The organism is Lysobacter antibioticus HS124, from assembly GCF_000336385.2.
GTDB lineage: Bacteria > Pseudomonadota > Gammaproteobacteria > Xanthomonadales > Xanthomonadaceae > Lysobacter > Lysobacter firmicutimachus.
This window is the reverse complement of the sequence record NZ_HG424549.1, coordinates 3,030-14,227: the sequence shown is the minus strand read 5'-3', so window position 1 is coordinate 14,227 and position 11,198 is coordinate 3,030. Positions and strand designations below refer to the sequence as shown.

Genomic DNA, 11,198 nt, shown 5'->3' with positions numbered 1-11,198 from the left:
CGCCGCCCCCGCCGGCAACGATGGCCTGGTCACCGTCACCACCGACGTGCTCAAGGTCAACCTGCGCGGCGGCGAAATGAGCGAGGCCGACCTGCTCAAGTACCCGGTGACCTCGGACAAGGACAGCCCGCCGATGCGGCTGCTGGCCAGCGACGCCACCTTGTACTTCGTCGCCCAGAGCGGCTGGGTCAGCCAGGGCAAGCCGGCGCCGACCCACGAGTCGGGTTTCCGCTACGCCGGCGCCCAGCGCAACCTGGTCTTGAACCCGGGCAGCAACGAGATCGCCGTGCCCTTCGTCTGGACCGGCGCCGACGGCGTCAGCATCCAGCGCACGTACACCTTCCGCCGCGGCGACTACGCCGTGCGCGTGCGCGACGAGGTGACCAATGCCGGCACCGCGCCGTGGCAGGGCTACGTCTACCGCCAGCTCAGCCGCGTGCCGCGCGAGCTGGCCCACAAGGGGCCCTTCAGCCCCGAGCAGTACAGCTTCCAGGGCGCGGCCTGGTACAGCCCGACCGACAAGTACGAGAAGCGCAAGTTCGACAAGTTCGCCGAGGACGGCAAGCTCGACAAGTCGGTCACCGGCGGCTGGATCGCGATGCTCCAGCACCACTTCTTCGCCGCCTGGATTCCGGGCGAGAAGGACGCGGGCCAGTTCTCGCTCGAACAGCTCAACGCCGGCGCCGCGCCGCAGTACCTGATCCGCGACCTCGGCCCGGGCGTCAACGTCGCTCCGGGCGCGAAGGCCAGCACCGAGGCGCGCCTGTGGATCGGCCCCAAGCTGGTCAAGCAGATCGAAGCGCAGAAGGTGCAAGGCCTGGACCGCGCAGTCGACTTCAGCAGCTACAGCATCTTCGCCACCCTGGCCAACGGGCTGTTCTGGCTGCTCGACAAGCTGCACGGCCTGTTCGGCAACTGGGGCTGGGCGATCGTCGGCCTGGTGGTGCTGCTGAAGCTGGCGCTGTATCCGCTGTCCGCCGCGCAGTACAAGTCGGCGGCCAAGATGCGCAAGTTCCAGCCGCGCGTCGCCCAGCTCAAGGAGCGCTACGGCGACGACAAGCAGAAGTTCCAGATGGCGCTGATGGAGCTGTACAAGAAGGAGAAGATCAACCCGGTCGGCGGCTGCCTGCCGGTGCTGCCGCAGATCATCATCTTCATGACGCTCTACTGGATGCTGGCCGAGTCGGTCGAGCTGCGCCACGCGCCGTGGTTCGCCTGGATCCAGGACCTGACCGCGCGCGATCCGTTCTTCGTCCTGCCGGTGATCAACATCGCGATCATGTGGACGACGCAGAAGCTGACCCCGATGACCGGCATGGACCCGGCGCAGGCCAAGATGATGCAGTTCATGCCGCTGATCTTCGGCGTGATCCTGGCCTTCCTGCCGGCCGGCCTGGTGCTGTACCAAGTCGCCAACGGCGGCCTCGGCCTGCTGCAGCAGTGGCTGACCACCAAGCGCTACGCCGAACAGCCGGCGGGCAGCGGCAAAGACAAGAGCTGAGCCGTCGCTGCGAGCGCAGCGAATCGGTTCCACCCAGTCGATCCACGCAAGGCCCGCCCTCAGGCGGGCTTTGCGTTTGCGCAGATACCGGGGTGGGAGCGGCGCAAGCCGCGACCGCCGCAACGGTGCGCGCAAGCGTCGCAACCGGAGCCCGGACCTGCGAGCGCTCTTGCCCGAACCGCACGATCCGGTCGGGCTTCGGACTGCGGCGTGGTATTCGACTGCTGCGGCCGTCGCGGCTCGCGCCGCTCCTACAGGGGCAGCGGCCGTTTCACGGCAGCCCGCGCCGGACCACTATCATGTCGCCCATGACCGACGCCCCTGCCCGCGACACCATCGCCGCCGTCGCCACCGCGCCCGGCGCCGGCGGGGTCGGCATCGTCCGCCTGTCCGGGCCGCGCGCGCAGCAGATCGGCGAGACCGTCGCTGCCCGCCGCTTGCGCCCGCGGCATGCGCATTACGCCCGCTTCCTCGATGCCGACGGCGCCGCGATCGACGACGGCATCGCGCTCTACTTCGCCGCGCCGGCCAGCTACACCGGCGAGGACGTGGTCGAACTGCAGGGCCACGGCGGCCCGGCGGTGCTGGAAGAACTGTTGGCGCGGGTGTGCGCGCTGGGCGCGCGCCGCGCGCGGCCCGGCGAGTTCAGCGAACGCGCCTTTCTCGAAGGCCGGCTCGACCTGGCCCAGGCCGAAGCGGTCGCCGACCTGATCGCCGCCGCCGATGTGCGCGCCGCGCGCGCGGCCCGGCGCGCGCTGGACGGCGAGTTCTCGCGCCGGGTCGAAGCATTGGCCGGCGATCTGCTGGCGATCCGCATTCACGTCGAGGCGGCGATCGATTTCGCCGACGAACCGCTCGATACCCTAGGCGGCGCCGCGCTGCGTCAGCGCTTCGTTGCCGCTTCCGCCGCGTTGGACGCGCTGCTCGCCGCCGCCGAACGCGGCCGGCGCCTGCGCGACGGCCTGCATGCGGTGATCGTCGGCCCGCCCAACGCCGGCAAGAGTTCGCTGTTGAACGCCTTGGCCGGCAGCGACCGCGCCATCGTCACCGACATCGCCGGCACCACCCGCGACCTGCTGCACGAGACGGTCAAGCTCGATGGCGTCGAATTGACCCTGGTCGACACCGCCGGCCTGCGCGAGGGCGGCGACGCGATCGAGCGCGAAGGCATGCGCCGCGCGGTCGGCGAGTTGCAGCGCGCCGACTTGGCCATCGTCGTGCTCGACGCGCGCGATCCCGACAGCGGTCTGGCCTCGGTGGCCGAGGCGATCGCGCAGGTGCCGGCGCGGCTGTACGTCTACAACAAGATCGACCTGATCGAATCCGATTACGCCTCGCCGACCCCGGTCGACATCGGCGGCGAAGACCGGGTGTTCGTGTCCGCGCGCAGCGGCGCCGGACTCGATGCGTTGCACGCGCGGCTGCGCGCGCTGGCCCAGGGCGATGCCGCCGACGCGGTCGAGGGCGCGTTCACCGCGCGCGCCCGCCACGTCGATGCCCTGCTGCGCGCGCGCGAGGAACTCGACGACGCCCGCGCCCAACTCGATCACGAAATGCTCGACCTGGCCGCCGAATCGTTGCGCCAGGCCCACGAAGCGCTCGGCGAGATCACCGGCCGGGTGCGCGCCGACGACCTGCTCGGGCACATTTTTTCCAGCTTCTGCATCGGCAAATAAAAAACGGCCCGGAACTCCGCCGGGCCGTATGAGGGGCGTCCTTGCCCGGGGTGGGAGAGAGTCAGTCTTCGGCGCTGCGGTAGGCCTCAAGGTAGCGGCCTGCGGCCACCGCAAAAGCAGCGCGGCTGATCGTCTTATTGGGGTCGAAATAGGCGTGCAGGGTCGGTTGCAGGTCGAACGGGCCCTGGGTCACGGCGAAGCGGGCGTTGATCAGGCCGCGGTCCAGCGCCAGTTGCACGTAGCCGCGCAGGTTGGCCGGGATCGAGGCCGCGTCGTCGACGGCGATGCGCTTGCCGTCGTAGAACGTGGTCAGCGAACCGTTGAAGGCGCGCGCCTCGTTCTGCAACGCCATGCTCTGCACCAGCGAGTAAGCCAGGCTGACCCGGGTGACGTTGTCGTTGGGGCGGAACGCGCCGTTGAGGGTGCCCATCACGCCGTCCTGGGCCTGGCTCAGGTCGCGCAGCGCGCCGCCGCGGGCCACCGCCGATTCGGCGTAGGCGTAGCGCGCATCGCCGGTGCCCAGGTCGCTGAAGCTGGAGCGGCCGTCCAACGGCAGGTACTGGCGCACGCTCTGGCCCATCAGCAGGTACTGGGCCAGTTCGCTGCGCTTGAGGTTGGCGTCGGGGCGGAACGTGCGGTCGGAGTAACCGTCGACCAGGCGGTTGGCGACGGCGTACTCGATCGCCGCCCGCGCCGGATGGTTGGCGACGTCGTCCAGGCCGGTGTAGCCGCCGCTCTTGAGGAAGCCGATCGTGCCCTCGACCGTGCCCGGCAGGGCGTAGCCGTTGGTGACGTTGGCCGGATCGAGATCGGTGCCGGACAGCGAGCCGATGCCGCGCACGCTGACCTTCCACACGCCCGGCTTGCCCGGCGCGCCGGTGGTGACGGTGTCGCCGAGCACCGGCAGGGCGATCGAGGAGCCGTACTTGATCCCGTCCGGATCGGTCAGCACCAGGGCCAGGGTGTTCTCGCCGATGGTGGCGCGGGCGCTGACCCAGGCGATGTCGGCGCCGACGGTGAAGCTTTGTTCCTCGACCGCGCCGACCGGCGCGAAGTCGACCGAGAACGGCAGGTCCGGCACGCCGCCGGAGAGGATGGCGTTGGCGTTGAAGGCGCGCAGGTAGTTGACCGTGCCGCCGAAGCCGTAGCGGATGCCGGCCGCCTCGGCGACCGCGGCGTAGGCGTTGATGTGGCCGGCGCCGACTTCCCAGGGCAGGCGGCCGGTCATGTTGCTGGCGGTGCGCTGCAGGATCGCCTTGATCTGCGCCGGGGTCAGGTTGGGATTGGCTTCCAGCATCAGCGCGGTGACGCCGGCCACGTGCGGGGTGGCCATCGAGGTGCCGCTCATGTGGGTGTAGAACGGCAGCTGCGCCGCCGGCAGGGTTTCGGCGTCGTGCTGCGCCTCGGTGGCCGGCAGCGCGCCGGTCAGGGCGCGGGTGGAGACCACGTCGACGCCGGTGGCGACCACGCTGGGCTCGTTGACGTAGGTCCACTGGCGGCCGTCGGGCATGGTGAAGCTGCCGCTCTCGCCGCGCTTGCCGCGCGAGGAGAAGCCGGTCAGCACGCCGTCCTTCTCGCCGGCGCCGACCGAGATCACCCACGGCGCCTGCGCGTAGGGATTGTGGGTGTCTTCGCCCGGGCCGTCGTTGCCGGCCGCGAACACGCTGACGATGCCGCGCTTGTACAGCTCGTAGGTCGAGATGTTGACCGGGTTGAGCGGATCGAACTTGCCGCTGCTGCCCCAGGAATTGCTGGTCACCCGGATCGGATGGCGGAAGCTGAACTGCTTGGTCGCGGCGTAGTCCAGGCCGCCGACCGCGTCGAGGATCAGCAGCACCGCGCCGGAGCCGTAGCCGACCAGGTCGGCGCCGGGCGCGACGCCGCGGTGCTGGCCGTTGGACTTGGCGCCGTTGCCGCCGATCGTGCCGGCGCAATGAGTGCCGTGGCCGGAGCCGAGGTCGGTGTTGATCAGGCCTTCGGTGTAGGTGATCGGCAGCAGGCTGTCGAGCGAGTTGAGGTTGGTGGTGCCGAGGGTGTTCTCGACCACGTGCTCGCGGAACTTGAGATCGTCGTGGCTGGCGTCGATGCCGGAGTCGTTGACCAGCACCGAGATGCCGGCGCCACTGTAGGGGATCGCGCGCACGAAGTCGCCCGGGTTGTCCGTGACCCGGGCCGCGCCGGAAATCTGCCGCGACTCCTTGTTGTAGTAGCGCAGCGGCGCGTTCCAGTAGATCGAGGCGACATCGTCGCGCTGCGCCAGGGCGCGGATCTCGGCCGGGGTCGCCAGCGCGCCGGCGATCGGCAGGGTGCGCATGGTCACGCCGGTGTCGATGCCCAGCGCCTTCAGCGCGGCGATCTGCGGAGCGGTGACCGGGCCGGACTGCTCGTAGCTGATCACGATCTGCAGCCGGTCGGCGGACGCCGCGGCGGCCATCCGCGACAGCAGCTGCGGATCGAGGTGGGCGTCGGCGAGGGCGATGCCGCTGGCGAGCAGGCCGGCGGCGAGGGCGCTGATGCGAAGGGTGTTGCGGGCGAACTGGGAGGGCATGTCGAAGGGCTCCGGAACCGCCACGGACGGCGTTCACCGAGTATTCGCAGCGCCGGCGGGCGATCCCATCGGGAGTTCGCCTCAGCACGGATGGGGAGAAACCCTCATGGCGCGGGTGCGGTGCTGCGCGCCCGGCCCGCGCCGGGCGCCGGGCCGCACCGGCCGCCTCGGCCGCCGCCGAATTCTGAACAGGCCCCGGCGTGCGCCGGTCGCCGCGTCGGCCCCGTTCGTCTGCGCTGAGGGGAATCACCTAGAGACACGGGTCACATTTCCGATTAGCCTGCCGCGACGGTGGAACGACCCGCAGGGGGATCACGATGGCCAAGCCGACGCTGGCGTGGAAGTTGTTCGCGGCGACCGCTTTGCTGCTGGTCTCGTCCCTGGCCTCGGCGCAGTCGGTGCCGGTCTCGGTCACGGTGTCCGGCGATACCGCCACGGTGACCGTCGGCTCCGGCAGCGTTCCGCTGGCCGACCTGACCCTGAGCTTCGACGACGCCAGCGGCCTGTCCGCCTCCAGCCTGGGGATCAGCGCGCAACTGGTCGGCCTGACCGACGCCGCCCTGCTCGCGCGCCTGCCGAACCTGAGCCTGACCCAGCTCGACCCGGCGTTCCCGCTGCTGATCACCATCGAGCCGCCGACCCTGGGCGGGCTGAGTTTCCATCGCAGCGTGCGGGTCGAAGTGCACACCCACGCGCTGAGCTATGCGCCGGGCAGCTCGTTGCGTCTGTTCAAGGCGCCGCTGGGCGGCGCGTTTCGCGACATCACCGACGAAGTCGCGCCGGGCAGCGTGCGTGCGCGCGGCACCACCGGCGGTTTCTCCCAGTTCCTGGTGCTGCCGGACCTGCGCGGCACCGACGCGGTGGTGGCGCAGAAGATCGCCTGGCTGCGTGCGCGCATCGACCTGTTGCCGGCGAGCGAGCAGGCCGCGTTCGACCTGCTGCTGGACGAGGCCGAGACTGCCGTCGCCGCCGAGGACTACGCCGACGCGATCGCCGCGCTGGACGACTTCCGCAGCCGCGCCACGACCCGCGCCGGGCTGTACCTGGGCGATCAATGGCGCGCCGCGCGCGACCTCGACAACCATGCCGGCGAACTGATCGCCGGCGCGGCGACGCTGAAGTTCAGCGTCGCCTACCTGCGCGACTTCGGCCCCTGAGAGGCGTCCGTCGCGGTCGCCCGCCCGATCCCGGCGGGGCGCTGCTCGCTGCGCGGGGCGCGCGCTAAGATGAGCCGATGCAGGCGCGCTTGATCGTTTACCCGCCGGACCAGGCCGCGATCGCCCGGGCGCTCCGTCCGGGCGAGACGGTGAGCATCGGCCGTGCGTCCGAGTGCGACCTGGTGGTCGGCCATGCGTCGATCTCGCGCCGCCATGCCCAGTTGGACTTCGACCAGGGCCAGTGGCGCCTGCGCGATCTGGACAGCAAGAACGGCAGCTTCGTCGACGGCATCGCCGCCGGCGCCCGCGGCCTTGCGCTCGACGGCGGCTGCTGGCTGCGCCTGGGCGATGTGTATTGCGAGTTCGCCCCGCTCGCCGATGCGGAGATCGCCGCCGCCGAGCGCGGCCAGATCGCGCGCCGCGCCGTCGCCGCCGCCCACACCGCGCGCCTGGAGGGCGTGCAGGGGCTCGGCGACCTGCTCGACGGCAGTCTGCGCGCGGTGGTCGAACTGGCCCAATGCGAACGCGGCTTCGTCCTGCTCGAGGACGGCGCCGGTTACCGCGTCCGCGCCAGCCTGGCGCTGGACCCGGGCCGGCTGCACGCGCGCGAATTCGGCGGCAGCGTCGGCGCGGTGCGCAAGGCGCTGGAATCGCGCCGCGCCGTGGTCGTCAACGACATCGGCCGCGAGGCCTGGCTGGCCTCACGCGATTCGGTGATCGCCGCCGGCCTCAGCGCCCTGGTCTGCCTGCCCCTGCTCGACGGCGAACGCACCCTCGGCGCCCTGTACGCCGACCGGGTGCGTCCGGGGCCGGCCATCACCACCCTCGACCTGGAACTGTTGCAGGCCTTCACCGAGGGCGCCGCGGTGTGGATCGCCGCCTGCCGCACCAGCGAGCAGCTCGACGCGCAGCTCGCCTCGGCCGCGTGGGACGGCATCGTCGCCGCCCACGCCGGAGACGCCTGATGCGTACGCCGGGCGGCTCGGACCCAGGCCGGCCCGACTCCTCCGGTTCCGACGCGACCGCAACCGGGGTGTACGCGCACGCCGACCTCGCGCCCGGCAGCGTGCTGGCCGGGCGCTTCCGCATCGAGGCGGTGCTCGGCGTCGGTGGCATGGGCGTGGTCTATCGCGCCACCGATCAGGCCCTGGGCGTGCCGGTGGCGCTGAAGCTGCTGCGTCCGGAATGGATGCACAAGCCCGAAGCGTTCGAACGCTTCAGCCAGGAACTGCTGTTGGCGCGGCAGGTGTCGAGCCCGCACGTGGTGCGCATCCACGATCTGGCCCAGCACGAAGGCCGCTGGCTGATCAGCATGGATTTCGTCGACGGCGAATCGCTGGACCGTCGCCTCGATCGCGACGGCGCGTTCGCGGTCGACGACGCGCTGGCCATCGTGCGCCAGCTCGCCGCCGGCCTGGCCGCGGCGCACGCCAAAGGCGTGATCCACCGCGACGTGAAGCCGGCCAACGTATTGCTCGACCGCCAGGGCGGCGCCTACCTCAGCGATTTCGGCGTGGCCCGTTCTCTGGCCGGCAGCGGCCGCACCCAGACCGGCGCGGTGGTCGGCACGCCGGACTATCTGTCGCCGGAGCAGGCGCGCGGCGAACCGGTCGACGCGCGCAGCGACCTGTATGCGCTGGGCCTGATGCTGTACGAAATGCTGGCCGGGCAATTGCCCTTCGCCGGCGGCACCGTCACCGAAGTGCTGGCCCAGCGCATGCTGCGCACGCCGCCGCCGCTGAGCGAACGTCGCGCCGACGTCCCGGCGTGGGTCGCGCGGCTGGTCGACAAGCTGCTGCGGCCGCAGCCGGCGCACCGGTTCCAGGACGCGGCCGCGGTGATCGCCGCGATCGATGCGCGTGCGGTGCCGCGCGACGGTTGGCGCGACGGCGGCGCCCGCCGCTGGCCCTGGCTGGCCGTCGGCGCTTTGGCGCTGGCGGCGGCGGGCGGCGGCTGGTGGTGGCAGCAGCAGCGCGCGCCGGTGCCGCCGCATGTCGCGGCCGCGCCGCTGCAACGTTTGTTGGTGATGCCGCTGGAAGCCGGCGCCGAAGCGGTACCCGAGGCGCGTCGGGCTGCGCTCGGCGCGCATCTGCGCGACGCCCTCGCAGCGCAGCCGGGCGTGGCCGTGGTCGACGGCGAACGCACGGCGCAGGCGCTGCGCCAGCTCGATCCCACCGGCGCGGCGCGGGTCGATCCCGATGCGTTGCGCGCGCTCGCCGCCGCTCGCGACGTGCTGCGTCCGTGCCTGATCCGCCACGACGGCCGCTGGCGCGTGCAGGCGCAGTTGCGCCGCGGCGCCGAGCCGGTGCAGGTGCTGGACGGCGGCGACGCGGCCGATCCGGTCGCCGCTGTGCGCGCCTGGGCCACGGCACCGACGGTGCGCGCCGCATTGGCGAAAGGCGCTGCGCTCGATCCGGCCTTGCCGGCCGCGAACGAGGCGCTGGACGCGTATGGCGCCGGCGTGCTGGCGCAACAGGACGGGCGCTGGAACGAGGCGCTGCAGCGTTACCGCGACGCCACCGACGCGGCTCCCGACTACGCCGCGGCCTGGCTGGCCCAGGGCCAGGCGGCCTTGGCCCTGGGCGAGCAAGACGCCGCTTTCGATGCGATCGAGCGCGGCCAGGCGGTCGCCGGCCGCGGCGCTTGGCTGCGGCGCCGGCTCGACGCCGAGCACGCCCTGCTCGAAGGCGATCCGCCCAAGGCGATCGCGCTGGCGCGGCAAACCCTGGCGGCCACGCCCGACGACACCGAGGCGGCCTTGCAACTGGCCCGTGCCCAGGGCGCGGGCGGCGACTTCAACGGCGCGGTGGCCGCGCTGCAGGCCTTGACCGGGCGCGACGGCAACGACCCGCGCGGCTGGTACGAGCTGGGCAAGTTCTCGATCCTGCAGGGCCAGGCGCAGCGCGCGGTCGACGATTACCTGGTGCGCGCGCTGGTGTTGTTCAAACGCGCCCGCAACCTGCACGGCGAGGCGGAAACGGTCAACGCGCTGGGCGTCGGCTACGGACGCCTGGGCCAGTCCGCCGACGCCGCCGAGCAGTACCGCAAGGCGGTGGAGTTGCGGCGTGCGCTCGGCAACCGTCGCGGGGTCGCCACCAGTCTGCGCAATCTGGCCAACGTGCTCGCCGCCTCCGGTCGTTTCGACGAGGCCGCGGCGCAACTGGCGCAGGCGCGCGCGTTGCAGGTCGAACTCGGCGATCGCGCCGGCCTGGCCGCGACCGAGAACGAGCTCGGCCTGCTCGCCGAAGAGCGTGGCGATTATCGCGGCGCGCTGGACGCTTTCCGCCGCGCCCTGCAGAGCTGGCGCCAGGTCGAAGACCCGCACGGCACCGCTCAGGCGCTCAACAACATCGGCTTCGCCGATTACCAACTGGGCCTGTACGACGATGCCCAGGTGTACTGGCAGCAGGCCGGCGAGGCGTATGCCGCGCTCGGCGAACAGACCGGGCGGATCCGCACCGAACAGAACCTGGGCCTGCTCGCCGCCGCGCGCGGCGACTGGGCGCTGGCCCGCCGGCTGCTGGAAACGTCGCTGGCGAGCGCGGAAAAACAGCAGATGCTGGAAGAGGCCGCGGTCAGCCGGCGCAATCTGGCCGAGCTGGAATGGCTGCAAGGCCACGTCGCCGCGTCGATCGCCCAGGCCGAGCGCGCCGGCGCCTTGTTCCGCCAGCGCCAGGACCTGCGCGGCCAGATCGACGTCGAGCTGTTGCAGGCGCAGGCCCTGATCGACGCGCGCGCATTCGCCCAGGCCCGCGGTCTGCTCGACCGGCGCCGTCGCGATCTGGGCGAGGCCTCCAGCGAACAACGCGCGATCGCGCACTGGATCGAGGCGCAACTGGCGACGCAGCAGAACCGGCCGGGCGAGGCGGCGACCGCCCTGCAGCAGGCGCATCGTCTGGCCGAGGCCTCGGGTGTACGCCAATGGCAATTGCAGATCCAGCTCGAACAGGCGCGCGGCGCCGGCGACCCGGGCGGATTGGATCGCGCCACCGCGACCCTGGGGCATGCCGGCCTGCGTTTGGCGTGGCTGGAACAGGCCATGCGGCGTGCGCTGGCCGCGCGCGACAGCGCCCAGGCGTTGCTGCACTACCGCGAAGCCATGCAACGCCTGCGCGGCGGCGATTTCCGCCGCGCCTGGGCATTGCACCGGCTCGGCGCCGAATCGTATGCGGCCGCCGGCGACGTGGCCGGCGAACGCAGCGCGCGGGCCAAGGCCGAGGCCGCATCGGGCCTCTTGCGCGCCGCCCTGCCCGCCGAGCTGCGCGCCGGTTTCGACGCGGCGGCCGGTTCCGCACAGGAGGCTCCGCGATGACGCC

At 72.0% G+C, this 11,198-nt stretch carries 6 protein-coding genes; 5 read left to right on the top strand and 1 reads right to left on the bottom strand.

Annotated elements, in window-relative coordinates; translation table 11 throughout:
* Together yidC and mnmE are read left to right on the top strand one after the other, a co-directional pair.
* A partial coding sequence (gene yidC, locus TX83_RS18000; RefSeq protein ID WP_261370183.1) for a membrane protein insertase YidC occupies positions 1 to 1,501 on the top strand: 1,501 nt, incomplete at its 5' end.
* Positions 1,502 to 1,809: 308 nt separating this feature from the next.
* On the top strand, positions 1,810 to 3,177 hold the full coding sequence (mnmE, locus tag TX83_RS17995) for a tRNA uridine-5-carboxymethylaminomethyl(34) synthesis GTPase MnmE (RefSeq protein ID WP_064749366.1): 1,368 nt from the start codon (positions 1,810 to 1,812) through the stop codon (positions 3,175 to 3,177).
* 61 nt (positions 3,178 to 3,238) lie between these two features.
* Here the strand turns inward: mnmE and TX83_RS17990 are convergent, their stop codons facing one another.
* Entirely contained in the window at positions 3,239 to 5,725 is a 2,487-nt protein-coding gene (locus TX83_RS17990; protein WP_064749365.1) for a S8 family peptidase, read from the bottom strand.
* A 317-nt stretch (positions 5,726 to 6,042) separates the two neighbouring features.
* Between TX83_RS17990 and TX83_RS17985 the strand changes: the two genes are divergently transcribed.
* The 3 genes from TX83_RS17985 (at position 6,043) to TX83_RS17975 (ending at position 11,194) form a co-directional block, all read left to right on the top strand.
* Positions 6,043 to 6,882, top strand: a complete 840-nt coding sequence (locus TX83_RS17985) for a DUF6689 family protein (RefSeq protein WP_064749364.1) — start codon at positions 6,043 to 6,045, stop codon at positions 6,880 to 6,882.
* Positions 6,883 to 6,959: 77 nt separating this feature from the next.
* The gene (locus tag TX83_RS17980; RefSeq protein ID WP_064749363.1) at positions 6,960 to 7,847 is read left to right on the top strand and encodes an FHA domain-containing protein; all 888 of its coding nucleotides are present in this window, start codon (positions 6,960 to 6,962) and stop codon (positions 7,845 to 7,847) included.
* Positions 7,847 to 11,194: a serine/threonine-protein kinase gene (locus tag TX83_RS17975; RefSeq protein ID WP_064749362.1), complete on the top strand. Its 3,348-nt coding sequence runs from the start codon at positions 7,847 to 7,849 to the stop codon at positions 11,192 to 11,194. The genes TX83_RS17980 and TX83_RS17975 overlap by 1 nt, the downstream gene beginning before the upstream one ends.
* The last annotated feature ends 4 nt before the right edge of the window (positions 11,195 to 11,198 follow it).

What these genes read in the sequence shown, in the direction of transcription:
- mnmE (WP_064749366.1), top strand. Translation starts at nt 1,810, where the DNA reads ATGACCGACGCCCCTGCCCGCGACACCATCGCCGCCGTCGCCACCGCG.
- TX83_RS17990 (WP_064749365.1), bottom strand. Translation starts at nt 5,725, where the DNA reads ATGCCCTCCCAGTTCGCCCGCAACACCCTTCGCATCAGCGCCCTCGCC.
- TX83_RS17985 (WP_064749364.1), top strand. Translation starts at nt 6,043, where the DNA reads ATGGCCAAGCCGACGCTGGCGTGGAAGTTGTTCGCGGCGACCGCTTTG.
- TX83_RS17980 (WP_064749363.1), top strand. Translation starts at nt 6,960, where the DNA reads ATGCAGGCGCGCTTGATCGTTTACCCGCCGGACCAGGCCGCGATCGCC.
- TX83_RS17975 (WP_064749362.1), top strand. Translation starts at nt 7,847, where the DNA reads ATGCGTACGCCGGGCGGCTCGGACCCAGGCCGGCCCGACTCCTCCGGT.